18 protein-coding genes and 3 pseudogenes are annotated in these 24,282 nt (G+C 70.9%); 11 read left to right on the top strand and 10 right to left on the bottom strand.

Going from position 1 to position 24,282, the window contains the following annotated elements; genetic code table 11:
* The first annotated feature begins 132 nt into the window (after positions 1 to 132).
* The 3 genes from RM572_RS27560 (at position 133) to RM572_RS27550 (ending at position 3,507) form a co-directional block, all read left to right on the top strand.
* A complete protein-coding gene (locus RM572_RS27560) occupies positions 133 to 1,233 on the top strand; it encodes a S1 family peptidase (RefSeq protein WP_311676100.1) in 1,101 nt (366 codons plus the stop codon).
* Between the two features lie 754 nt (positions 1,234 to 1,987).
* Positions 1,988 to 2,536, top strand: a complete 549-nt coding sequence (locus tag RM572_RS27555; RefSeq protein ID WP_311676099.1) for a hypothetical protein — start codon at positions 1,988 to 1,990, stop codon at positions 2,534 to 2,536.
* 2 nt (positions 2,537 to 2,538) lie between these two features.
* Complete coding sequence (locus RM572_RS27550) at positions 2,539 to 3,507, top strand: CopG family transcriptional regulator (protein WP_311676107.1); 969 nt, start codon at positions 2,539 to 2,541, stop codon at positions 3,505 to 3,507.
* Between the two features lie 276 nt (positions 3,508 to 3,783).
* Here the strand turns inward: RM572_RS27550 and RM572_RS27545 are convergent, their stop codons facing one another.
* On the bottom strand, positions 3,784 to 3,930 hold the full coding sequence (locus RM572_RS27545) for a hypothetical protein (RefSeq protein ID WP_311676098.1): 147 nt from the start codon (positions 3,928 to 3,930) through the stop codon (positions 3,784 to 3,786).
* Between the two features lie 400 nt (positions 3,931 to 4,330).
* Positions 4,331 to 4,462, bottom strand: a complete 132-nt coding sequence (locus RM572_RS27540) for a hypothetical protein (RefSeq protein ID WP_311676097.1) — start codon at positions 4,460 to 4,462, stop codon at positions 4,331 to 4,333.
* 402 nt (positions 4,463 to 4,864) lie between these two features.
* Between RM572_RS27540 and RM572_RS27535 the strand changes: the two are divergent.
* Together RM572_RS27535 and RM572_RS27530 are read left to right on the top strand one after the other, a co-directional pair.
* Positions 4,865 to 5,097, top strand: a pseudogene (locus tag RM572_RS27535) (ATP-binding protein); the annotation flags it as partial.
* A gap of 84 nt (positions 5,098 to 5,181) precedes the next feature.
* The gene (locus RM572_RS27530; RefSeq protein WP_311676096.1) at positions 5,182 to 5,907 is read left to right on the top strand and encodes a leucine-rich repeat domain-containing protein; all 726 of its coding nucleotides are present in this window, start codon (positions 5,182 to 5,184) and stop codon (positions 5,905 to 5,907) included.
* Positions 5,908 to 6,051: 144 nt separating this feature from the next.
* Here the strand turns inward: RM572_RS27530 and RM572_RS27525 are convergent, their stop codons facing one another.
* On the bottom strand, positions 6,052 to 7,086 hold the full coding sequence (locus tag RM572_RS27525) for a LacI family DNA-binding transcriptional regulator (RefSeq protein WP_311676095.1): 1,035 nt from the start codon (positions 7,084 to 7,086) through the stop codon (positions 6,052 to 6,054).
* A gap of 174 nt (positions 7,087 to 7,260) precedes the next feature.
* On the opposite strand from RM572_RS27525, the gene RM572_RS27520 reads away from it, so the two are divergent.
* Genes RM572_RS27520 through RM572_RS27505 form a run of 4 tightly spaced genes read left to right on the top strand, consistent with a single transcriptional unit; the run spans position 7,261 to position 13,149 of the window.
* Entirely contained in the window at positions 7,261 to 10,017 is a 2,757-nt protein-coding gene (locus RM572_RS27520; RefSeq protein ID WP_311676094.1) for an alpha-mannosidase, read from the top strand.
* The gene (locus tag RM572_RS27515) at positions 10,014 to 11,318 is read left to right on the top strand and encodes an extracellular solute-binding protein (protein WP_311676093.1); all 1,305 of its coding nucleotides are present in this window, start codon (positions 10,014 to 10,016) and stop codon (positions 11,316 to 11,318) included. Before RM572_RS27520 ends, RM572_RS27515 begins: the two co-directional genes overlap by 4 nt.
* A gap of 27 nt (positions 11,319 to 11,345) precedes the next feature.
* The gene (locus tag RM572_RS27510) at positions 11,346 to 12,296 is read left to right on the top strand and encodes a carbohydrate ABC transporter permease (protein WP_311676092.1); all 951 of its coding nucleotides are present in this window, start codon (positions 11,346 to 11,348) and stop codon (positions 12,294 to 12,296) included.
* 1 nt (position 12,297) lies between these two features.
* Complete coding sequence (locus tag RM572_RS27505) at positions 12,298 to 13,149, top strand: carbohydrate ABC transporter permease (protein ID WP_311676091.1); 852 nt, start codon at positions 12,298 to 12,300, stop codon at positions 13,147 to 13,149.
* A gap of 181 nt (positions 13,150 to 13,330) precedes the next feature.
* On the opposite strand, the pseudogene RM572_RS27500 reads toward RM572_RS27505, so the two are convergent.
* Positions 13,331 to 13,541 (bottom strand): annotated as a pseudogene (locus tag RM572_RS27500) (IS5/IS1182 family transposase); the annotation flags it as partial.
* Positions 13,542 to 13,558: 17 nt separating this feature from the next.
* Here RM572_RS27500 and RM572_RS29795 point away from each other — a divergent pair.
* Positions 13,559 to 13,653, top strand: a pseudogene (locus RM572_RS29795) (IS5/IS1182 family transposase); the annotation flags it as partial.
* A 941-nt stretch (positions 13,654 to 14,594) separates the two neighbouring features.
* Here the strand turns inward: RM572_RS29795 and RM572_RS27495 are convergent.
* Positions 14,595 to 15,170 carry a transcriptional regulator gene (locus RM572_RS27495; RefSeq protein WP_311676090.1) on the bottom strand — a complete coding sequence of 192 codons (576 nt, stop codon included), beginning with the start codon at positions 15,168 to 15,170 and terminating at the stop codon, positions 14,595 to 14,597.
* Positions 15,170 to 16,582 carry a helix-turn-helix domain-containing protein gene (locus RM572_RS27490; protein ID WP_311676089.1) on the bottom strand — a complete coding sequence of 471 codons (1,413 nt, stop codon included), beginning with the start codon at positions 16,580 to 16,582 and terminating at the stop codon, positions 15,170 to 15,172. The genes RM572_RS27495 and RM572_RS27490 overlap by 1 nt, the downstream gene beginning before the upstream one ends.
* Positions 16,583 to 16,835: 253 nt before the next feature.
* On the opposite strand from RM572_RS27490, the gene RM572_RS27485 reads away from it, so the two are divergent.
* On the top strand, positions 16,836 to 17,513 hold the full coding sequence (locus RM572_RS27485) for an HNH endonuclease family protein (protein ID WP_311676088.1): 678 nt from the start codon (positions 16,836 to 16,838) through the stop codon (positions 17,511 to 17,513).
* 282 nt (positions 17,514 to 17,795) lie between these two features.
* Here the strand turns inward: RM572_RS27485 and RM572_RS27480 are convergent, their stop codons facing one another.
* From RM572_RS27480 to RM572_RS27465, 4 genes are all read right to left on the bottom strand, one after another.
* Positions 17,796 to 18,677: a DUF4394 domain-containing protein gene (locus tag RM572_RS27480; RefSeq protein ID WP_394813718.1), complete on the bottom strand. Its 882-nt coding sequence runs from the start codon at positions 18,675 to 18,677 to the stop codon at positions 17,796 to 17,798.
* A gap of 192 nt (positions 18,678 to 18,869) precedes the next feature.
* The gene (locus RM572_RS27475; protein ID WP_311676087.1) at positions 18,870 to 20,564 is read right to left on the bottom strand and encodes a nickel/cobalt transporter; all 1,695 of its coding nucleotides are present in this window, start codon (positions 20,562 to 20,564) and stop codon (positions 18,870 to 18,872) included.
* Positions 20,561 to 21,907: a tetratricopeptide repeat protein gene (locus RM572_RS27470; RefSeq protein WP_311676086.1), complete on the bottom strand. Its 1,347-nt coding sequence runs from the start codon at positions 21,905 to 21,907 to the stop codon at positions 20,561 to 20,563. Before RM572_RS27470 ends, RM572_RS27475 begins: the two co-directional genes overlap by 4 nt.
* A gap of 105 nt (positions 21,908 to 22,012) precedes the next feature.
* Positions 22,013 to 23,626, bottom strand: a complete 1,614-nt coding sequence (locus tag RM572_RS27465; protein ID WP_394813717.1) for a DUF4331 domain-containing protein — start codon at positions 23,624 to 23,626, stop codon at positions 22,013 to 22,015.
* Between the last annotated feature and the right edge of the window lie 656 nt (positions 23,627 to 24,282).

The following is a 24,282-nucleotide window of genomic DNA, read 5'->3' as shown; positions in this document are numbered from 1 at the left end:
GGGGCGCCCGCTCGTGGGGAACGGGCGCCCCACACCACTCCGGCCGACCCGCACTCCGCGACTCAGGGCTCCACACAGCGCGGAATCCGCACGCCGGCCACACCTCAGCCGTACACAAAGGAGCGAGCCTTCATGACACGTACCTCCCGTGCCCTCCGCACGGCCGTCGCCATCCTGGCCGGCTGCGCCGTACTGGCCCTGCCCGCGCCCGTGGTGGCCGGGGACGAGGTGCCCGGCCACGCCCCGAGCGTCGAACACGCCGCGCTCACCTCGCTCGCCGCCGAGGAGGGCGTGAGCAGAGCCGAGGCCGCGGAGATCCTGCGCAGACAGGACGACGGCATCCGGGCCCTGGACCGTCTCACCGCCGAACTCGGCCGGCAGAGCGCGGGCGCGTACCTGGACGACCGGGGCCGCCCGGTGGTCAACGTCCTCGGCGACGCCGCCGCCGACCGGGTCCGCGCGGCCGGCGCCACCCCGAAACGGGTCACCCGCACCACCGCCGAACTGCGCACGGTCAGATCCGCGCTGGAGGCCCTGCCCGCCGTCGCGCACACCACCACAGCCACCGACCCCGTCACCCAGCAGGTCGTCGTCACCCTCACCGACGCCACCGACGCCCGCGGCGCCGCACGCCTGCGCGCCGCCGCGGCCGAACACGGCGACGCCGTACGCGTCGAGGAGACCCGCGGCGCGATGAGCCCGGCCGTCCGGGGAGGCGCCGCCATCACCGGCGGCGGCATCCGCTGCTCCGCCGGCTTCAACACCCGCAAGAACGGCCGGAACTACATCATCGACGCCGGCCACTGCACCAAGGGCGTCGCCAACTGGAGCGGCATAGGCCCGTCCGTCGGGGCCAGCTTCCCCGGCAACGACTACGGTCTGATCCGCAACCGCCACAGCAACGCGCCAGGCGTCGTCACCCTCTACAACGGCGACGTGCAGCGCATCGACCGGGCCGGCGCCGCCCGGGTGGGGCAGCGCATCTGCAAGAGCGGCAGCACGACCGGCCTGACCTGCGGCACCGTGCAGCGCACCGGCGTCACCGTCAACTACCCGCAGGGGCAGGTGCGCCAGCTCGTCCAGACCGCCGCCCGGGTGAACTCCGGCGACTCCGGCGGCGCCCTGTTCGCCGGCCGCACCGCGCTGGGCATCACCTCCGGCATGGGCGGCGGCAGCTCGTTCTTCCAGCCCGTCCGCGAGGTCCTCAACCGCTACAACGTCCGCCTCAACTGAACACGGCTCCGAAGATCGAGAGCGGCAAAACCGCCAGCACAAACAGGCCTCAGCCGCCCGTCACACCCACACGACGGACCTACCGTCACCCTTGACCCACCCCGCCGCCGGGCCCACGCGCTGCACAGACCCAGGGCCCGGCGGCACCCAGTACAGCGCACTCTCGGGATACTCCCGTCGTTGCCCGGCTTACCTGCTCTCGGCCACTTCACGGCCAGCCCGCCACTCGGCATCCTGGGCGACACCTTAGGCTCCGCTGTTCGGGATCTCCCGTAATGAAGAGGACTCGGGCCCTGTCGGCATCTGTTGAGATGGGGCCCGAGTCCTCTGACCGCCTAACCCTCAGGTCAGGACGCCATTTCTCTTGCGCATTCTGCTGTGTGCGCACAACAGAATGCGTTGCAAGTGGCGTTCAGAGTACCCCGGTACGTGCTTGCGCTCACATACGCGCGTAGGCGCAGGACGCCGAGAGCGCAGAAAGACCTCCCCTGCTGCCAACCGGGGCCGAGACGCGGCCATCCGCCCTACCCCTCAGGGGCGCGCGGCCTATCCTGCATCTCCCGGGCCTCGCGGCGCCTTGAACGCGCTCTGTTCCGTCGCGGGGTCCGGGGCCGCCCCGCCTCCGTCTCGGACGGGAGGCCCAGCCGAATCCAGTACCCCGACCGGGCTCCGCCCGCTTCCCGGTCACAGCTGGGCCTGCTTCTTGCCCGTTGTGGGCAGTGTTGGGGCGACGCAGTGTCTATGGGGAGGGCGCGTGAGCGGGATCCACCGGGAGATGGCCGAAGAGGTCGCCAGGCGGCAGGGCGACATCCGCACCGTGGTGCGCGAGCTACGGGAGATGCGAGAGGACGATCCTCGCTGGGAGGCGCTGCTGACGCGGCTGTCACAGGCGGGTGAGGAGCTGCTGGAGTACGAGGCCGCGATTCCGGAGCGGGTGGAGGCTCCGCATCGGAAGGTCAGCGTGTCGGCGCTGCGGTCGGTGTGCTTGGCGCATATGGCCGGGGGCGTTGTGCTGGGGCTGGCTCCGCTGACGGGGTGGGTCAGCTGGTGGTGGCTGGTGTTGGCCGTGTTCCAGCTCGTGGTCGGGTTCCTGGTGATGGTGGTGGGGGAGAGCGCGGGTAGGAGGCATCGGCGACTGCGGGTTGTGGCGGTGGTCTTGGGGGTTGTCACCGTGCTGGTCCCGCTGTGTGTGTTCTCCGTGGTGTCCAGCTGGGTGTGGCTGGCCGTGGCGGTCGGCTGGGTCGTCACCTTCGGCAGCCTGCCGGAGAGCGATGGGGCTTCGGACAAGCGGGTGGGGGCGTGAGCATGGACGGGATGTACAGCGACCTGGGCCAGCGCCTGGACCGGCTGCAACGGCAGGTGAAGAGCGAGGTCTTCGACCTGGAGTCGAAGCTGGGCGAGGTGGAGCAGACCCTGGAGGAGCTGGAGCGGCTCCCCCGCGAGGTGCGGGACCTGGAGTACGAGGTCGGGGAAGCGAAGCAGGAGACGACGCGGGTCGAGAGCGAGCTGGACGACCGGATCTGTGATGTGCACGGCAGCGTCGAGCGCGTGGGCCGGCGGGTTGCGGCGCTGGAGCGGCACATTCGGCAGGCCGACGGCGCGCACGTCGTCGACCTCGACCACGACAACGGCGGTGAGCTGCACGGCCTGGCCGTGGCCATGCAGCGAGGCCTCGAAGCCCAGGGCGGGCTCCTCACCGACTACGAGCGCTCCGGGCTGAAGCTGGCCCGGTCACGGCTGGAGCGTGTGCGGGAGGAGCGGGACCGGCAGCGGGAGGCGGCTTTGGAGGCCGCGTCGGTGCTCGCCTCCACCCCCGCCGGTGACCCCGCGCGGAAGATGGCCGTGGCCGCTCTCCGGGCCTCGATTCCTAAGGCCCGGGAAGCTGGCGAGCGGATCGACCCGCTGACCGAGGAGGCGCGGGAAGCCGAGGAACAGCTGGCCCAGGACGACGAAGCGCGGGCACGGCGGGCCGAGGTGATCAGCGTGGGGTCCCGTGCCGAGACCAAGCTGCGGATGCGGCTACGCAGCCGTATCTCCGATGCCGTCGGCGGCGGGCAGCTGCTGCCGGTGTGGTTCGCCACCGCGTTCGGCCCGATGGCGCCCGCGCGTGGCGCCGAAGCATGGCTGGACACAGCCACCGATGTGCTGGTCTACCGGAGCACTTACCGGGTCACCGATCCCGTGGTCGCCCTGGGGACACGTCCTGATGTGCGTCAGTCTCGCCGCGCGGCCTGGCACAAAGAGCTGAGCGACAAGCTCAGGCGCTGGTCGTAGCCGGTTTTCCGGTCCCGGCCTCGCCGTGGCCGGGACCGACGGGGTCTTGTCGAGAGGGCCGGCGGTCGTCGGGCCTCCGGGCGGTGGGCGCTGCGGGAGCACCGGTTACGGGTGGGGTCTCGACGCCGCCTTGCGCTCTCAGTTCAGGGCAGTGTGGCCGGCCTGGGTGGCTTCCATCAGGTCTGGCCGCTCTCCGTTCGCCGGGTGGACAACCCGGATGAGACCGCCGTCGTGGAGGTCGATCACCGCTTTGTAGAGCCCGAACTGCTTCTCCTGTCATGCCAGGCGCCGGGGGTCCTCCTCGGCGGCACTTCGCTCGAAGTTCGGCGGGTGGATAGTGTGGAAGAAGTCGGAGGCGGCGACGGGCTTTGGTGACCGGGCGATCCGGTGGAGGAGCTCATGCTCGTCGGCGTTCAACGTCATGAGGGCAGCGTAAAGCCACCATTGCAGCCAGCGCCGGGCACGGCGCGGGAGTGGGTGCGGAGCGGGCCCCGGCCAGCTCGCAGACTTGGCCGGAACCCGATCACATCAGGGGCAGGATGTGGCGCCTGGTGGGACGACAAGGTGGCGATGGGCTGGCCCGGTGCGCTGGCCCAGCGACGCGGGTCCTGGCCACGCCTCCCGGCGCTTCACCAGTTCGCGCAGCACTCATGAGGCGTCAGTGCTGCGCGGAGGGCGCCGGGCGCGCGGTGGTGGGCAGCCTTTTCCTGCTGAGGCAGCCCACCACCATCGCGACACCAGTCTTCCCACTCTCCGGGGCCGGCGGGTAGAGGGCGAAGCCGGCCGGGGCGCACGAGTAACCTCCCGCCTGGGGCTGGCCGGGTCAGGTAGCGGCGTCTTGCTCGGCCAGGGCGTCGACGAGCTGTCGCAGCCTGACCAGTGCCTCGATCGCCTCCGGCCGGTCGGCTGCGGCCGGGTCCTCGAGGACGGCGGCCGCCGACTCCGAACGCGACATGCGGGCCCGGCGCTCCGAGCGGCAGTGGGCCGCCCAGCACGCCGCAGTCATCCGCCGGCTCGCGCAGTGGCTGCTGGGCCGACGACTCCATCCACGCGCGGCAGGCCCACCAGCAGGCCATCGAGAACGCCGTACGCGACGGGGAGTCGGCCCCGGCGAAGGAGCCTCAGCGCTGGCCGGTGCGGCTGCGCGAGACCGTCGCCGCGGACACTGCCCTCCGGCAGCGCCGGTTCGCCGCCCCCCCCAACATCGACAAGCTCGTGCATCAGATGCTTGGCCTGATCGCTCACGCCGCCGTCCCCGAGGCCGCCGACCTCAGCGTCAACCCCACCCTCGTCGCGGCGATCAGCGAGCTGTGCCAGCAGGCCGAGCAGGCCACCACCCCGTGGCCAGCTCCACGAGCCGGCCGCCGAGCTCCTGTTCCAGGTTCTGACCGAACGAGAGGAGAAGAACAGCGCCGCCATCGCCTCCAACGTGAATCCTTCGGCGGCTGGACCAAGACGTTCACCGACCCCCGCCTCTGCGCGGCCTTCGTCGACCGCCTCACCTTCAACGGCACCATCATCGAAACCGGCACCGACTCCTACCGCCTCGCCAGCACCCGCGCCCGAACCGAACACGCCGAGGCGAGTTGATCTTGCCCTGACTGGCTGCTGGCCCATCGCCGCCGAAGGAGGTCCCGGACGAGAATCTGAGCCCAGACTGCCGACGAAGGGGAGATGGCTGTGAGGAACACACTGAACTTGTGGCGTCGAGAGCTCGGAGAGGTGCCCGAGTCGGTCTGGCGGCAGACCGAGCTCGATGTGCTGATCCTCGCGGACAACAGACTCACAGCCCTCCCGCCGGACATCGGGCAGCTCCACCAGCTGAAAACCCTGGACCTGGGCCACAACGCACTGACGTCGGTGCCCGAAGAACTCGGCAAGCTGACTGAGCTCAGCGACTGCCTCTACCTGCACGACAACCAACTGTCTCGGATCCCCGACTCTCTGGGAAATCTGACCCGGTTGCGTTACCTCAACGTCGGTGAGAACTCCCTTACTGCCCTGCCAGGGACCATCGGTGGGATGAACGGCCTCATCGAGTTCAGGGCGCAGCACAACCGACTCACCACCCTGCCTGATGCCATCGGCCAGCTCCGCTGCCTGCGTGAGCTCTGGCTCCGAGGAAACGCGATCGAGCGCTTGCCCTCGTCAGCCGCCGAGCTGCACGAACTGCGTCACCTGGACCTACGCGAGAACTCCCTGACCGTGGTGCCGGAGCCGCTGGCCGGCCTCTCGCGACTGCGTCAGATCGATCTGCGGAGCAATCACCTCGGCCAGCTGCCCGACTGGCTCGCCTTGATGCCATCGCTGGAGAAGCTGGATCTGCGATGGAACGGAATCGATCCCTCCCTACCGCTCATCAACGAGCTGGAGCGGCTGGGGTGCGTCGTCCTGACCTGACAGCGACGACGACCCGCTCGCGCCGCAGCGCCGTTACTTCTCGTGAACAAGCACGAGCGAGTTGATCACCGAACGCCGCTGAAACTCGTCGACAGACGCTGTCGCTGGAGATGAGCAAAGCCACAGGGTGAACGGCGACGGTGGCTACCTCTGGGGCGGGATCCCCCCGGAGCCCCGCTCGGTGAGCGAGGTGGGGAGCACGTGCGAGCCGCTTCGGCCGGTGATGGTGCCCTCCAGGCGGCCGAACACCAACGCTGCCGCCCTGCGGCCGATCTCCCCCACATCGTGTGCGACCACGGTGACCGGCGGGTCCAGCAGGTCGGCGGTCTCGAAGTCGTCGAACCCGACCAGCGCCGTGCTCCGGGCGCGCCTCAAGGTGTGCAGAGCGCGCACCGCGCCGATGGTGCACTGGTTGTTGAGAGTGAACAGCGCGGTGGGCGGGTCGGGACTGGCGAACAACGACAGGCACGCCGCTGCCGCTTGCGCCGCCGTCTCGCAGCCCGGGCGCAGCAGATTCCGCCGCTGGGCGAGCCCGGCTTCCGTCAGCCCTTCCCGATGGCCCCGGAGGCGTTCCGCGACGGTGTGAATGCCGGCGTCCGCACCGATCACGCCGATGCTGCGATGACCCTGCTCAAGCAGGTGGGACGTGGCCCGGCGCGCGCCTCCGGCGTCGTCGGTGAGCACCAGATCGGCGTCGATGCCGTGCGGCGGACGGTCCACGAACACGATGGGTACGCCGGCGGCCTGCTCCGGCTGGAGGAACCCGTGGTCCGTGCCCGCCGGCACGACGACCAGGCCGTCCACCCGCCGTGAGCAGAGGGAGACCAGGGTTTCGCGTTCCTGCGCCGCCGTACCGGACGAGGCGGTGAGGACGAGACTGCCGTGCCGCCGCGCCACCTCCTCGAGGCCGCGGACCAGGCTGTCGTGGTAGCGGGTAGCCGCCTGGGGGAGTACCAGTCCGACGGTGCCGGTCCGGTCGCTCTGGCGCAGCCCGCGGGCGAGATCGTTGCGCCGGAACCCCAGGTCGGCCATCGCGCGCAGGATGCGCTCGGTGGTGTCAGCGGACACGCCCGGCTCGCCGTTCAGCACGCGGGAGACGCTCTTGATGCTGGTGCCCACGTGCGCGGCGACGTCCTTCATGGTCGGCCGTCCGCCCCGGCTCTGCGTTCTGCCGGTCATCCCCGCCGCCCCCGTCTCCGTCCGCGCGGGCGGTCCGCCGGCTTCCCGCGTGGATTCTCATGCACATCCATTGACACCCGCCCCAGCCTAAGTGTGCACTGCTCTCTCTACGGTACGTCAACGTTGTCGGTCAACGTTGACGTACGCGATCCGCCCCTGCCTGGAAGGAGCAGCGTGCACGAGCCGGACGTCGCCGATCCCCTCGCGGTCGTGGTCCCGCACACGCACTGGGACCGCGAGTGGTACAGCCCCTTCGAGACCATGCGCTTCGCCCTCGTCCAGTTCCTCGACGAACTGATCGAGGCGATGGAGAAGGACCCGGAGCTGCCGGTGTTCCTGCTCGACGGCCAGGCCGTGATACTGGAGGACTACACCGAGATCCGGCGCGGCCACCGAAACCGGCTGAAGGCCCTGGTGGAAGCGGGACGGCTGCGCCCCGGCCCCTTCTACGTGCAGCCCGACGAATTCCACGTCTCCGGCGAGGCCCTCGTCCGCAACCTGCTGATCGGCTGCCGGGTGAGCCGGGAGTACGGCCACGTGATGCGCGAGGGCTACCTCCCCGACACCTTCGGCCACGTCCATCAACTCCCGCAGATCCTCCAAGGGTTCGGCATCGACACCTTCTACGCCATGCGGGGCTTCGGCGACGAGGTGGACGCCACCGGCACCGAGTTCCTGTGGCGCGCCCCGGACGGCTCCCGCGTACGGGCGCACTGGCTCGCCGAGAGCTACTCCAACGCCGCCGTACTGACCGGCGATCCGGAGACTCTGTCCCTGCACCACGGCGTACTGGTCGGCTACGACCGGCTCGCCGAACTCCTCCAGCGCCTCCAGGCCCGCTCCGGCACGGGTGTGCTGCTGCTCCTCAACGGCGGCGACCACCTACGCGTGCAGGAGGGCGTACCCGCGATGGTTCGGTCCCTGGACGCGGCGCAGAAGCGTGACGGAGGGCCCCGGCTGCGACTGGGCGGGCTGGAGGAGTTCCACCGGCTCAGCGCCGAACGACCCGGCCCCGGCTCCGAGATCAGCGGCGAATTGCGGCACGGCCGCAGCCACGACGTGTTCGACGGCATCGGCTCCACCCGCACCCCGCTGAAGGTGCTCAACGAGAACACCGAGGCGCGGCTGAGCGGTATCGCCGAACGGCTGGAGGCGTGCGCCGCCCTCCTCGACGGGCGCTCGCAGCACGACTCGCTGCACTACGCGTGGCGGGAACTCGTCAAGAACTACGCCCACGACTCCATCTGCGGCTGCTCCGTCGACGAGGTGCACCAGGAGATGCAGGTGCGGTTCGCCCGGATCCGGCAGGTCGCCGACGCCGTCGCCGACGACGCCCTCGCCCGCATCGCCCACACCGCCGCCAGCGAACCGGACACCGACCCGCGCCGAATCCCGGTGGTCGTGGTCAACCCCAGCGCGTTCCCGCGAGGCGGCACCGTCACCGCCGAGGTACTGCCCGACCTCGGCGCGCCCCTCGGACAGCGCCGTTTCGGCTGGACCCAGTCTGAAGAGGGCGCCGACTGGTCCGGCTACGCACTGCTCGGCCCGGACGGGCGCCGGATCCCGTTCACCGTCGAGCCCGGAACCGCAGTGAACGTGGCCGACACCCTGGATCGGCGCAAGGAGGTGTACCGGGACCGTATCCGCTTCCAGGCGGCCGACGTACCCGCGCTCGGCAGCCGCGTCCACCACCTGGTGCCCGCCGCCCAGGCCCCGCACCAGCCCACCCGCGAAGCCTCCGGCACCCGCCGCACCGCACGCTCCCTCACCAACCGCTGGCTGTCCGTAGAGGTCGCACCGGACGGAACCCTCGCCGTCACCGACCTGCGCACCGGACGCCGCAGCACCGGCCTGTGCGAACTGCTCGACGACGCCGACGCCGGAGACACCTACGGCCACGGCCCGCTGCCGGGCGACCGCCCCCTCAGCTCACGGGACGCCAACTGGAGCGTCGAACCCGGCTCCGAGGACGACACCCTCCTGGCCCGGGCCGTGCTCGCCCTCCCCGCCGCGCTCACCCCGGAGCGCGACGCCCGCACCGGCCACACCGTCGACGTCCCGGTCACCCTCCTCCTCCGGCTGCCGCCCGCAGCGGACCGCGTCGAGGTCGACCTCACCGTCGACAACCGCGCCGAGGACCACCGGCTGCGGCTGCGCATCCCCACCGGCGTGCACACCGGTGAGTCGGTCGCCGAGTCCGCCTACGGCCTCGTCCGCCGCCCCGCGAAGGCCCCCGCCTGCGAAGGCTGGCGCGACCAGCCCACCGGGGCCCAGGCCCTGCGGAGGTTCGTCGCCCTGGAGGAAGCAGGCGCCGGACTCGCCGTGTTCACCGAAGGACTGCACGAGTACGCCCACACCGACGGGCACGTGCTGGAAGTGACGCTGCTCCGCTCCGTCGGCTGGATGGCCCGCCAGGACCACCCCATGCGCCCCCACAAGGTGGGCCCGATGCTGCCCACCCCCGACGCCCAGTGCCCGGGCCAGCAACACTTCCGCCTCGCGCTGCGCCCCTACGCGGGCACCGGCCACACCGTCGACCTCTACCGCACCGCCGAAGAATTCGCCCTTCCGCTGCTCACGCATGCCGTGCAGAGCAGCCGGCCGGGCCCGGCCCCCGGAGCGCCGCCACTCGGACTCGCCGTCGCGCCCGCATCCGTGGTGCTCAGCGCCCTCAAGTCCGCCGAGGACGGCGACGGCGTGGTCGTCCGCGTCTTCAACGGCTCGGCCGAACCGGTCACCGCGTCACTCGTCACGGCCTTCCCGCTCGCCTCGGCCGTGCTGTGCGACCTGGAGGAGGAACCGCAGCACGACACCGAGCCGCAGGCGCACCGAACGCTGCGCTTCCCGCTGCCCGCCGGACGCATCCAGACCGTCAGACTGCGGCCCGCCCCCAGCGGGGCCGCTGCCACCGAAAGCACCGTCGGGAGATGAGACAGATGCCGCGCTCGTTCCCCGCGCCCGGCCCCAGCCGGCGCAGGTTCCTGCAACTGGGCGGCGGGGCCGCGGCCCTCGGCCTCACCACGGCCTGCGCCGGCGACCGCGACAGCGGGGCGGTCGGCTGGCAAGCGATCCCGTCCTACTCGCTCCAATCCCCCGACCCCAAGCGGGCCGCCTACCTGAAACGCCGACTGGCGTCCTTCCGCAAACGGACCGCCCGCGGCATCCGCCCCCTTGTAGCGGGCAACGACACCACCGCCGCCATGGCGAAGCTGCTGCTCCAAGCCTCGCAAGGCCGCGCCCCGCACATCGCTCAGGTGGACTCCTACATCTTCGGACGCGTCGCCCCCTACGCGCGGCCCCTCGACCAGCAGCTCGCACGCCTCGGGCTCCGCGCGGACGACTGGTTCCCGAGCATGCGCGCCTCCATGACCACCGGAGACGGCGCCGTACGGGGACTGCAGTTCACCTCGGACGTCCGGGTGCTGTACTACCGGCGCGACCTCGTCGACGACCCGCCAGCCACCTGGGACGAGATGACCGACCTGGGCGCACGGCTGGCCCGCGACGGGCACGGCGTGCTGTTCCCCGCCGGACGCAGCGAAGGCGCCGTCACCACCACCCTCTGGCCCGCCTACTGGGCGCAGGGCGCCGACCTCTTCGACACCGACGGTCAGCCCGCGTTCGCCTCCGGCAAGGGATACGACGCCATGCGGGCCTGCCTGCGAGCGGTGCAGCGGGCGGTCGAGCGGGGAGCGGCGCCGCGCCGGGTCGCCGGCTACGACCAGGAGGACGACGCCAACCCGGACATCGTCGCCGGCCGGGTCGCCATGTTCCTCGGCGGCAGCTGGCAGGCCGCCCTGCTCGACAGCCTGATGAAGGACGCCGACTTCCACCGCGACTGGGGCGTCGCCCCCATGCCGGTGATCTCCGGCGACCCGGTCAGCGCCACCGGCGGATGGATGTGGGCCGCCTTCACCGATGACCCGGCCGCCCTGCGCACCGGACTGGACTGGGTGCACGAGGCCTACCTGAGCGACGAGGGCATGGCCGCCTGGTGCACCCTCGGCGGATACCTCCCACCGCGGCAGAGGATCTACGACCACCCCGACTACGCACAGAGCCCGTTCACCCCCGTCTTCCGCGACCACCTCGCCCGCTACGGCCGCGCCAGGCCCGGCGACCGGAAATACCAGGAGGTCTCGCAGACCCTCCAGATCGCCCTGTCCAGCGTCGCCTCCGGCACCACCGACGCGAACGAGGCGCTGGACCAGGCACTCGACCGACTCGTCTGACCAAGGACAGAAAGGAGGCACACCGCGATGGCCACCACGACCCACCGCACCGCAGCGACAACCCCACAGACGCGCCCCGCACCGAGCACCGGGCCACCCTCCGCCCCCGCCGCCTGGCCCTGGCTGCTGCCGCTCGGCGCCGTACTGCTCCTCGTCCTCGTCTACCCTGTGATCGAGATCGTCCGGCTCAGCTTCACCGACGCCAGCCTCGTCACCGGCGAGCCCTACCGGGTCACGGCCGACACCTACGCCTCCCTGCTCCAGGGCACCGACTTCCGCCACACCCTCCAGGTCACCTTCCTCTTCGTGCTGTTCAGCGTCGTCTTCCAACTGCTGCTCGGCCTGGCCGTCGCACTCGTGATGCACGGCGCCGAACGCCGGGGACTGCGAGGAGTGGTGGCCACCCGAGCCGTCGTGCTCACCGCATGGGCGATACCCGGCGTCATCATCGGCGTCATCTGGTCCCTGCTCTACCAGGAGACCGAATCCGGCATCCTCAACCACGGCCTGTCCGTGCTCGGCTTCTCCGGAACGACACCGTTCCTCTCCGACCCCGACCTCGCCCTGGTGTCGGTCATCGCCGCCAACATCTGGCGCGGAACCGCCCTGTCGATGATCCTCTGCTACGCCGGACTGAAGACGGTGCCGGACGAGGTCTACGAGGCGGCCCAGCTCGACGGCGCCAGCCGGCTCCAGACCCTACTGCGCGTGACCCTGCCGCTGATGCTGCCGATCCTCACCATGAACCTGGTGCTGGCCACGGTCGAGACGTTCAACAGCTTCGACATGGTCCTCTCGCTCACCGGCGGCGGACCCGGCACCGCCACCCAGGTGCTCGCCCTCGACGTGTACGACCAGATCTTCCGGCAGCTCAACCTCGGACGCGGCGCGGCCATGGCCGTCGTCTTGATGCTCGTCAACGTCGTCGTGATCGCCCTGTACCTACGACTCGTCCAGCGACAGGAAAGGAGCACCTGAGGTGTCCGCACGCAACCGCAGCCGACGCTGGACCGACGCCGCCTACTACGCGGCCATGGCACTGCTCATCGCGGTGTTCGCGTTCCCCCTGCTGTGGGTCCTCTCCCTCTCACTCAAAACCGGCCCACAAACGCTGCAGACACCACCCGACCTGCTCCCGCCCGACCCCCAGTGGGGCAACTACGCGCACGTCCTGGACACTACGCCGATCGGCCGGTACCTGGTCAACTCGCTCATCCTGGTCGCCACGAGCGTCAGCGGTGCGCTGCTGCTGGGGATACCAGCGGCCTACGCACTCTCCCGCTACGGCACCCGCAGCCGCGGCCGCCGCACCTACTCACGCGCCGTACTCGCGGCGCAGCTCCTCTCCCCCCTGATCATCGCGGTTCCCGCCTACCGGCTCTTCGTCACGCTGGGAATCGTCAACAACTACCTGGGACTCGCCCTGGTCTACGTCGCGGTCTCCGCGCCCTTCCTGACCTGGTTCCTCAAGACCTACCTGGACACCGTCCCGTCCGAACTGGACGAGGCCGCCCGCATCGACGGCTGCACACGGCTCCGTGCGGTGCTCGCCGTGGTGCTGCCAGCGGCAAGGCCAGGGATCGCCTCCGCCGCCGTGCTGGGCGGCGTCACCGCCTGGTCCCAGTTCGTGCTGCCGTTCATCCTCGTCGACGTGCCCGAACGAGCACCGGTCTCGGTCGGCATCGTCAACCTCCAGGGCACCAGCGGCGAGATCACCACCCAGTACCTCGCGGCCGGCAGCATAATGGCCGTCATACCGGTTGTCCTGCTGTTCCTGCTCCTCCAGCGGCACATTGTCGGAGCCCTGACCGCCGGAGCGATCAAGGGATAGCCGCCTACCTGCGAGCCATCGCTCCCCTCAAGTAGCCCCAGCCACGCTGAAGCGACGCTCACGAGGTACACCGCAGCGTCGTCGGCTTGCCGTTGCGCCCCACCGGAACGCGAGTAGTGCCCGACAGCTTTCCGTCGGGCACTACCGTGGCATTCAAGGCGCCCACTGAGCGTTTCCAACCTCAGGTCGAGCACGTCAGGTGCAGCGTGAGAACGGCTCGGACGAGGCCGGCGATGCGGCTGATGGAGCATCGCAGCTTGCGCAGGGGCCCCAGGTTTCAGGGTAGCCATGGCTTCCTCTACGAGCGCACGGATCCTTCCACGCGAGCGGTTGCCGGCCTGCTGACCTGCGGACAACGTCTCCCGGCGCCCCCAATAGGGCACACGTAAGGTGCGCGTCGCTTCTGGGCAGCCTGGAAACACGGTGGCGGCGGCTGACCGCCGGACGCTGAGGGTGCTCGCTCATCTGCAGTGCGGGCAGCCCTACGCTCAGCTTGCCGCCGGGAACGTACGACCAGCAGCCCACTCCTGGAGGCGTGGAAGCCGGCGCCCACCCGACGCGGCAGCCGGGCGGCCAGCCTCACCTACCGCCGAAACCGGACCGGAACACACAAGAAGCACATTGCCCTGAGTAGTCATATTGATCAATCAGTTGTTGATCCAGTACATCAAGAGAATCCCGGCCGCACAGCACCCGTAAACCAGCAGAAGCACCCAAATCGAGGGCTTACGGTCTCCCATAGACCTTCCTTTCGAGGCTGCTCCGCAGCTCAATATCGTTCTTGGCTGGCAGTGTCGTGTCACGGTAGAGAATGCCTTGAGGCCTGGGGGAGGGGGATGCTGGGATGAACTGCACGAACTGCGGGGCGACCGTGATACAGGGTCCGGGCGGGGGATGGTCGTGCAACAACTGTGGAGCGAGTGGATGACGAACCAGGCGGCCCAGCACGGGATGAATGTGAACTGTGCCCACTGCGGGTGGGGCAGCGTGCCAGTGGGGCCCGACGGCGGCTACGTGTGCCCGCAATGCTTCCACACCGAGCAACCGCCCCCGACCCTGCGCCGCCGGGAGAAGCCGACTCCCGGGCCACAGACGGCCGCCAAGGGCGAGCAGGACACCCCGGAGCCCTCCTGACACCAGCTGCCCCTGCCGAGGCCGTAACTGAGCTGTCGCCGGACTCGTTGACCGGGCAGCACACCATTCACCCCCTGATGTGCACCGGGCCCCGGCGCCGCTGTCAGCGCCGGGGCCCGCAGCCGTTGCTGGGAGCGCTGGCACGCGCCCCGATCAGGCAGACGCGTCCCTGGAAGCCGAGCTGGGAGCCTGGGCGTCCCAGCCTCCGCGCGCATTCTGGAAGCGACTCACCCCGTCACCCGCCTCGAAGGGAGGGTTACGCGGTGACCTTGACCAGGCCGACACCTGCGTTCTGAGATCCCACAATCGATTCAGGCGTTCCAGCCGAGGGAGGAGACGTGGCTGAATGCGTCGTAGTCGCTGCCGAGGCTGTGGATGACTTCGTCCCAGACCGTATCCAGGGCTTCGTCGTCGTCGGCGAGCCAGGCGTCGACGGCCGCGTTCCAGTGGCGTGGCCGGACGGTGAGCCGCCTGGTGGCGAGGTCGCGGCGGTGTCGGCGTTCGACGGCGGTCTGGTCGACGGGGTCGATTTCGATGCGGGTGCCGCCCCGGGAGGTGAGGCGGCGTTTGAGGTCGGCGGCGATGTTGTGGCGGCGCAGGTTCCAGTACGCGGCGTCGAGCCGCGCCCGGTTCGCCGTGTTGGGTGTGCGTTCCTCGGCCAGCCACGCGAACAGGGTGCGGGGTGTGACGGCGATTCCGGCGCGTTCCATCGCGGTGTAGCCGGCTGCGGAGTGGGTGAGGTAGCGCAGGCGTGCGGTGATACCGCGGTCGGTGTCGGCGCCGGAGTGGATGCCGGTGACCATGTTCTCGATCCCCGCACCCAGCGCCTCCGCTCCCCGCACACCGTGGGCGTTGTACTGGCCGAGGTTCATCCAGCGGCCGGCCATCACCGCCCCCCGGCAGCAGTGGTGGCGGCGTAGGTGACGGGAGCGCCGTCGCGGTCGGTCTTGACCTTCATCTCACCCAGCCCACGGCCCTCGCTCCACGTCTGCCGCCAGTCCCCGCCGGCGAGGTGGAGTTCGTCGGTGCCCAGCGCGCTGATGACCGTGAGCCCGGCCTGGTGCGCCTTGTACGCACGCCCCCACAGGTTCGCGAACGCCTGGGAGCGGATGAGGTGCATCCAGTCCGGTCGGACGATCTCCCGGTTGTGCGAGGACTCACCCAGGGTGGATACGAACTTGGAGTACATCGCTTTGACGTACGCCAAGGTGACGTCGTCGCCGACCTCCAGCGCGTCGGCACGGGCGACGGCCAGGAGCTGCCGGAGGCTGTCGAGGAAGGTCTCCGTCGCGCTGGAGGTCCAGGACTCGTGGATGACCGGCGCCTGCATCAGCTGGTGCTTCGGGCCGGCCAGCCGCAGCAGCAGCCGCAGGGTCGGCTCGGTCACCCACACCGGCCCTTCCTCCTCCCGGTCGCCGATCGGGGAGGGCAGGTGCGCGTGCTCCCACACCCCGGGGGTGATCAGGTGCACCCCGGCGCGCTTGCGGTCGTGCTCCCCGCCGACGGAATGGGTGAGCTTCCCGATCGGCAGCCACGTCTTCATCGCCGACAGATAGGCGGCGTTCACGTCCAGCGCGATCACCGCCAGCTCCCCGTCCGGGTGACGCCGGAAACCGGGGCGCCGCCAGGACGGACGCGCCTCCCAGATCAGATCCGGATCCGTCTTCGACGGCTTGCGCAGGATCTCCGGCAGCGCCGGATAAGCGGTGTACTCGTACCGCGCCTGCGCCCTGGTGCGGGCGAAGAGGCCCATCACGTCCGGGATCGCCCGCTTCACCAGCGCGGCTGACGCGGCGTCCGCGTCCCCGCCCGCCTTCGTCAGCTCCTGGTCCACGGCCGCCGTGATCGTCTCCCGCAATTCGCCGCGCACCTGGTCCGCCGAACTGGTCCGGCGCCGCGCCTGCTGCCGCGCGTGCCCGGCCCGCGCCTGACGCGCGGCCGGGCTCTCCACCGGCCGCGCCTCCGCCACGTCGGGATCGGCCTGTTGCGGGACCGGCGGCTGAACGGAGACGTCGGGCTGCTGTGCCGGGGACGCGGGTTGGGTGGGGGCGGGGTGGATCTGCGCGAGCCCTTCCAGCAGTCGCAGGTACTTCCCCCGCGAGGTGGAGGCGGGCATGCCGCCGGCCTCCCAGTTCGCCACGGTCTGCCGCCCCACCCCCACGGCCCGCGCGACCTGGTCCAGCGACAGCCCGGCCGCTTTCCGCAACCGCACCCGCTCGCCCGGGTCCTCGAACGCCGCCGCCAGCTGCACCTCCGCCAGCAGCGCCGCGACGCCATCCCCTTCGAGTCCACTGCTCATGTCGCCATCGTACACCTGAGTAGACGTCAAATAGCTCAGAAATAGCTTCTAGGTGGCTTATATTTCGGGTGGGTGACGCGGCCTCGCCCGAGGCGGAACGGCGGGTCGCAGGTGACTGTTTCGAGGCTGGAGCAGGTGGCGGTGGTCTGACTTTCCACCGCTCTGGGTGACCCGGCCGGGTCGGTCGCTTCCGGCGCCCCTCCAACTGCCGCTACGAAGATCACGATCTGTCGGATCTTCGAAAGCGAACCTCGTGCGCCTGCTCGCCTCTCTCGCGGCCGCCTCGGCCGCGCTCGCCGCTCTGACCCTCCCCGCCCCCGCTCCTGCCGGTCCGGGCTCGCTCGGCGAACCGGGCAGCACCGTCGCTCTGCCGCTGCGGGACGCGGTGGAGGCCCTGCCCGCCGCCGAGGAGACCCGTACCGGGTACAAGCGCACCTTGTTCAGGCACTGGACGGACGCCGACAAGGACTCGTGCAGCACTCGCAACGAAGTCCTGCTGGGGGAGGCGTTCATCGCGCCGGAGCAGGGGGCGCGCTGCAAGCTGACCGGCGGCCAGTGGTACAGCCCGTACGACGACGTCTACGTCGCCGCCCCGGGCGGGCTGGACATCGACCACATGGTCCCGCTCGCGGAGGCCTGGGACTCCGGGGCCGGGATGTGGTCGGCCAAGGAGCGGGAGGCGTACGCCAACGACCTCGGGGACGAGCGCGCGCTGATCGCGGTCACCGCCCGCTCGAACCGATCGAAGGCCGATCAGGACCCGGCGACGTGGCTCCCGCCGCACCAGGCCTACCGGTGCGAGTACCTCACCGACTGGGTGGCGGTGAAGACTCGGTGGCAGCTCACCGTGGACGGCGCCGAGCGCCAGGCGCTCACCGAGGGTCTGGCCGGCTGCCCGAACAAGCCGGTCCGGGTGACACTCGCCCGCTAACCCGGTCGCCCACTGGCTGGACTGGTACAACGACCACCGACCCCACACCGGCATCAGCGGCAACGGCCCGCCGGCCGCGTCGCCAACCTCCGTGGACAGAACACCTAGCGCGGGCGGCGACGTGTGATGGCTCGTGTAAGTCCGGTTCCGGATAGAGCGAGGCGGAGAGCGGCTTCGAAGAAGGCGCCCATCCCCCGGGGGTTGCCGGGCGGTGCCCGTCGTCCATCAGCGCCGTGTTGTGCCGCGCCGGGAGCTTGGCGCGGGACAACACGAGGCGGCCGGTCAGTGCTGGTTGAGCGGCAGCGCGACGTCGGCGATCTGGTGGCGCTCGGGGAACGCGCCCACCTTGTGCGCTTCGCCGGTGAGGACGTTGACCTTGTAGAAGCGGTAGGAGCCGTTGACCCGCAGGGCGGCGAAGCCGCTGTTGGTGCCCTTCTTGGGGCAGTAGTAGATGTCGAACCCGGCCGAGGGGCCGACGTTCACGCCGAGCGCGCCGACGGCGGCGAGCGTGCCGGCGTTGGCCGGGGACTGCAGCGACACGCGGTCGTTGCGGGTGTCGATGTCGAACAGTGTGGTGGCGGTCGCCGGGTCCAGGTCGTTGTTGGTGTAGGCGGCGCCGGTGACGCCCCGGGCGGTGCTGGGCGGCATGGTCGGGTTGGTCAGCGTGCCGTCCTCGATGGTGGCCTCGGGGGCTGAGGGGTCGTCGATGTTGTGCCGCAGGTTCTGCCCGGTGTTGGAGATGACCCGCAGCCGGTCCGCGGCGGGGTTGAAGTCCACGCCGAAGCGGCGGCCCTCCAGGTCCACGGTCAGCTGGGAGACCTTCTGGGCCGTGGCCCGCGGGTTGAGCGTGTAGATGCCGCCGCGGTTCCCGACGCCGTAGAGCTTGTGGTCCTGCACGCGGAAGTCGATGCCCACCAGGCGGGAGTCGCCCCACAGGCCCCGGATCCGGCCCAGCTCCCACGCCTTGCCGGGCTTGTTCGCCTTGAACTCCAGCAGTCGCTTGCCGTTGGGGGAGAGCCCGACCACCGTCAGCGGGCCGTCGTGCTTCGGAGCGGCGAATGCGGCCGCGGGCATGTCGGCGTCGGCCGGAGCGACCGCGGCGGCCGGGACGGCCGAGCTGAGAGCCGCGGCCGTCGTGACGGCGGCGATGAGGGTCTTGCGCACTGCGTCTCCTTCGTCGAACGCCCGAAGGGCTCGGGCACCGTGAGCGGACTTTAGGGGCATTCCGCAGTGTTCGATCTTCCGTGTGTGGGGTGTCGTCAGAGTCCACCCGAGGGGCGGAGCGCGAGCGGTGCACGACGTGGGTCGTCGCCGGGCTGCAGAGTTACTTCGCGCTGTTGCCTCGCTTGGGCGTGGTCATGGGGCGGTCAGGGCACGTGTGGTGAGTCCGATGCCGACGGCGAGGATGAGGGTGGAGGTCAGCACGGGGCCGAGCCGGGACAGCAGGCGGAAGGCTCTGGTCTGCCGTTGCCGACGGCGTTGCGCCGAAAGGGAGAGGCGGTCGCGGACCCGGACCAGGAGGAGGCCGGCGGCGGTGAGGGTGGCGGCCATTCCCGCGCCGTACCCGAGGACGAGGAGGATTCCGAAGGGCGTGCGGCCCAGGGCGACTGCGCCGAGGAGGACGACGAGTGCGGAGGGGCTGGGAACGAGGCCGCCGGCGATGCCGAGCCCGACGAGTGTCCGCCTGGTCGTCGGGAGGGGAGGGGTGGGTGCGGGGTCGGGCGCGTGCTGTGGGGAGCCTTCGGGGGCTTTGGTGAGCACGGTGACTGCGCCGGCGGGTTCGGTGTGGGCGGCTTTCGGCGGGGGTGCGTTCCGGCGGCGGGGCAGCAGTCCCGCTGCCTGCGGGCGTGTGGGGCGGTGGCCGTCGGGGTGATGCTGTGGGCCGTGGTGGTGGACGTGGTGATGGTGGTGTCCGTGTGCATCTCCGTGGTGGTGATGGTGGTGGCCGTGATGATGGTGGTGCCCTTGCAGTGCGCCGCGTAGCAGTGTGAGGCCGATCGCGGTCACGAGGAGTCCGCTGGCGAGGCCCAGCCATCCGAGGACGCTTTCGCCGGTCAGATGGGTGGCCAGGGGCAGAATCAGGCCGAGGGCGAGTACGCCTGCGGTGTGGGTGAGGGTGACGGTGGCTCCGACGGTCACCGCGTCGCGGGCGCGGCCGCGACGGCCGGCCAGGTAGGCCGCCATGATGGTCTTGCCGTGGCCGGGCAGTGCGGCGTGCGAGGCGCCGAGCACCATGGCGAGCAGGAGGGCGAGCAGCCCGACGGGAACGGTGAGTTCGCGGCTGCCCACCAGGTGGTGAAAGGCTCCCTGGATTTCCCCGACTGCGGTGGTGAGGAATCCGGCGCCCGGTACGTCGGGGAGGGCCAAGGGTGCGCCGGCGGCGCTTCCGTTGCCCGGTTCGGTACGGAACGCGGCGCGTCGCTGGTCGAGCGGCTCGGACAGGAGATCGTCGGGGTAGTCCCGCAGTGCGTCGGTGGGCGAGCTGCTCGGCGGCGGTGAGCCGTGGAGACTGACGCCGTGCCCGCGGGCGGTCATCTCGCGCCAGCCCAGACGTTCGCTGTCGTGGCGGTCCTCGACGCGGATGTCGGCGGGTGCGGTGAGGTCGGTGGGTGCGGTCAGCCGGCACTCCAGGCGGCTGGTCCGGAGCCCGGCTTCGCCCGGCCGGTAGCGGAAGGTGCTGCTGCGGACCTGCCAGTTCAGGGGTTCGCCGGCGACCGTGACGGACAGGTCCCTTGCGCGGGCGGTGCAGCGGGCGCGGGCGTAGGCGGCGCGTTCGGCCCGGTTCACGCGGCCGTTCGCGTCGGTGTCGACGCGTGCCCGCTCCTGGGCTGCCGCGATCTCTGCGCTGTCCACGACGAGGAGGTCGTCGATCCGGTCCTGGTGCAGTTGGAGCCCGTGGTGGTGGTTCACGGTGAAGTTGCCCAGCGGATGTGCGTGGACGGGGGTTGCCAGGGCGGTGAGCGCGGCGCCGGCCGCGAGGGTGGCGGCGAGTGCTCGGCGGGCTCGCCGACCGGGGGAGGGGCGCAGGCGCGGGGTGGGGTGTGGGCTCATGTGACGGGGCCGTTCTGGGAGAGCGCCGCTCGCGCCGCGGGCGCGTGCAGGGGGTGGAAGCGGGGGTCGATGTCCAGCGCCGCATCGAGGTCTCGCCGTGCGGCGGCCTCGTTCCCGAGGGCGGAGTGGATCATGCCTCGGTGGAAGTGGTGGAGCGGGTTGAGGGTTCCCAAGTGCAGGGCTCGGTCCGCGAAGGCCAGGGCCTCCTCGTCGCGTCCGGCGCGGTGCAGTGCCCACGCGTAGGCGTCCTGCGACGCGAGGAACGGCTGCTCCTTCACCGCCGTCCGGCCGAGCCGGACCGCCCGTCCGGGGTCGCCGTGATCGGCTTCGAAGAGGACCGCTTCCGCGTCGGCGGCGACCTTCGCCTCGTCGAGCAGCCGCAGCTGGTCCCGGTAGAGGTCGTACTGGGCCTCGGCGCGCCGGTGGTGCCCGAGGGACTCGTGGAGTTCGCCGATCGCCAGCAGGTGCGCGGGCCGCGGAACGCGCGCCGCGGCGGCGGTGTAGTCCCGCAGAGCCTTGCGTGTGTCACCGCGCGCAAGATGCGCCCGGGCCCGGGCTTCGAGAAGTGCGGGCTCCCGTGGCGCTGCCCGCAGACCGGAGCGGATCACTCGGTCGGCCTCCTCCGGGTCCTGACGCAGGGTGAGGAGCGCCAGGTGGTGGCGGGCGAACACCGCGTCTGCGGGACTTCCTGCCGCTCCCAGGGCGCGTCGCATCAGCTCCGTCGCCAGGTCTGCGTCACCGCGCAGCTCCCAGGCGTAGGAGGCTCGTGCCAGAGAGGGAGTGGCGGGGAGGAGGTCGACCATCTTCTGCGTGGCGTCGAAGGACTGTTCGTAGTGGCCGAGTTGCAGATGGGCGTCTGCCAGTACGCCGTAGGAGGCGGCGTGGTGCGGGTTGATCCGCACGGCGGTGCGGGCATGGGCGAGGGCTGCGGCGAAGTCATGGCGCCCGGCGGCGAGCGCTCCCCTGCCGAGCTGGGCGAGGTGGTTGTCCCGCGGGTGAAGCGACATCGACCGGGTGAGCGCCTTGTCGGCCTTCGGGTAGTAGCGCGGATCCGCCGTGCGCTGGGCGTGCTCGGTGTAGGCGATGCCGAGCTGCGCCCAGGCGTCGTAGTCCTCGGGGAGGCGCCGCAGCCGGGACTGCAGCGCTGCGATGCGGCTTTCCGTTCTGTGCTCCGACCGCTCGGTGCCGGTTCCGCCGGCAGACACGGGGGCGGCAGGCGGGCCGGAGGCGGGGAGGAGGAGAGCTCCCGCGGCGAACAAGGCCGTGCCCATGAGGAGAAGCACGGAGGCGATCGTCAGGGGGCGGGCCGCCCGGCGCGGGACGACGAGGTGACGGAATCTCAACAGCTGGACGCTTTCTGCGGGGTGGCCGGTCGCTGAACCGGTCACTGGGCGAGGTAGGGGCGAGCGGCATGCCGCTCGCCCCCACCGTGAGACGCGAAGCCGTTCTCAGTCCTTCTTGCTGCGGCCGCGCACCAGGCGGAAGCCGCCTGTGCCCAGGAGCGCCACGCCGAGACCGGCAAGGCCGGCCGACGCCGCGTTCACCGGGTCGAGCAGGGAGCCCGAGCCATGGGGCTGCCCGGCCTGCGATGCCGAACCGCCGCCACCGCCCGGAGCGTCACCCGGGCCGGCGAACGGCAGGGCGAGGTAGGGGAAGCTGTCACCGAAGGGCACGTCGTTGGTGTCCACCAGGTCGCCGTCGGCAAGCTCGGGCACCAGCTCGCCGGTCTGGGCGGCACCCTCGACGGCCTGGAGGGAGATGTCCAGGACGTCGTCGGCCAGGCGGCGGCCGTTGGGGAATCCGGCCAGGTCACCGGCCAGCACCCCGAGCCGGTTCGGCTCGGCGGTCGGCGGCACGGCCATGTTGAGCCGCAGCTCCTCGGCGGGCACGATCTTCTTCCGCTTCGCGTCCGCGTTGAGGCGGTGCGAGTTCAGGTCGGCGTCGATCGGCCCGCATCCGCGGCAGATGCCGGTCAGGTAGATCTCGAACAGGTCCCGCCGGGGCGGCTCCGGCGCGGGGATGCCGTAGATCTGCTCGATCAGCTTCGGCAGGATCGGGTCCAGGACCTTGTCCACCACCGGCTGCACCGTGCGGTCCTGGTGCGGGGAGAGGGTGTTGAAGGCGTCCTTGAACTTCAGCGGGACGACCACCTCGTTGACCAGAGGGTTGCCGAGCCGGGAGACCTGCCGCCAGCCGTCGTGGCCCTTGGCCCGCTCCTCGGTCACCCCGGCGCCGCGGCGGTCCGTCGTCGACCACACGCCGACGACGGGGTTGCGCCCGACGTCCTGGCGCAGCGCCAGCTTCTCCTTGGGGATCTGCAGCGCGACGCTGTTGACGTTGTATCCGGCCAGAGTGTCGCTGCCGCGCTCGCTGAGGTCCCCGCCGTAGAGGAGGTCGAAGACCCGCAGGTCGGCGAAGAACGGGTCCTCCGCCTGCCCGGCGAACGACGTGACGCCGCCGCCGACCGACCGCACCGCCTCATCGCGCAGCGCCCCGTAGTCGGGCATCGAAGCCGGGCCGACGTTCGACGGCGCCACCGGGACGTTCTCCGCCAGGGTGCGCGTGCGCCCGCGGGCGTCGGTGACCGTGAGACAGTACGTCTGACGCACGTTCAGGTCCGGGTCGTTCAGCGACGTGACCGGCCCCGTGTTGTACAGGAACTGGTTCTCCGCATCCCGGATCTTGGTGCGGAACTTCCAGGTGTAGGTCAGGTCCGGACGGCCGTCCCCGGTGTTGTCGATCTTGATGTTGTACCGGGCGGCGTCCTCGTCCGCGAAGCTGTAGAAGTTCGGCCCGCCGTCCGGCTCCTCGAACGGGATCCAGTTGGCGATCAGGGTGACCGTGTCGGGACGGTCGGGGCTGGTGAAGGCGTAGACGTCGGTGTTGTCGGCTCGAGGGTCACCGGCGATCAGGGGTGCTTCTCGGTGACTGGAGGCGGAACTCACCCCGGGGGCCAGGGTGGTGACGCCCACGGCGCCGACGAGTGCTGCCGCACCGAGGCTCAGCAGGGCACGGTCGAGTCTGCGGCGCGTCACGCGCGGGCGGAAACGTGATGGGATCAAAGCGGGGCCTCTCACGGTCGTCGCCGGCCGACCAACGTGTGAGGGGCCATCGGGCAGCAGACGAGGCTGTACGTACGAAGCACACCCAAGCAGCCCGAAACCCCCGAAATCGCGAACCCCTGCCGGTGTGATTCCGGCGTGCCGCACCCCACTTCCGGCAGGTCGGCAGATGGGGCCGCTCCGCCCCCGGTTCCGCGCCGGAACGGCTCACCCGACCGGAGCAGCCCACGGTTCCGTCGAGCGGGTGACGGGCGGCGCCGCCGGTGCGGGTGTGCGAACCCGTGGCCTGCCCGCGCAACTCTCTCAGCCAGGCACGCCAGCGGGATTATGGTGAGTTCTGAGACGTGGGAGGAGGTGCGCACACGATGATGCGTGCGGTACTACGGCGTGGGCGCCGGCGGCTGCTCGCGGCCCTGGCCGTTGCCGCCGCGACCTACGGCGCCCTGTATTGGATCACCACATGGCTCGGCACCCTCGCATAGCCCGCGTGCTGTGAGCCGCAGGCGTACCGGCCGGTGCGCCTGCCTGTAGCCGACCGCGCGGGGGAGCGGTGTTCCTACCGGCGGGCGCGGTGTTCGGCTTCACGCCGGATGTCGGCGAGCGTCGCGGCGACGGTCGCGTCCCAGCTCCTCGCGACCAGGGTGCCCCATCGGGCG

This window comes from Streptomyces hazeniae, assembly GCF_031845485.1.
Classification (GTDB): Bacteria; Actinomycetota; Actinomycetes; order Streptomycetales; family Streptomycetaceae; genus Streptomyces; species Streptomyces hazeniae.
The sequence above is the reverse complement of the archived record's forward strand: the minus strand, read 5'-3'. Positions and strand labels throughout refer to the sequence as shown.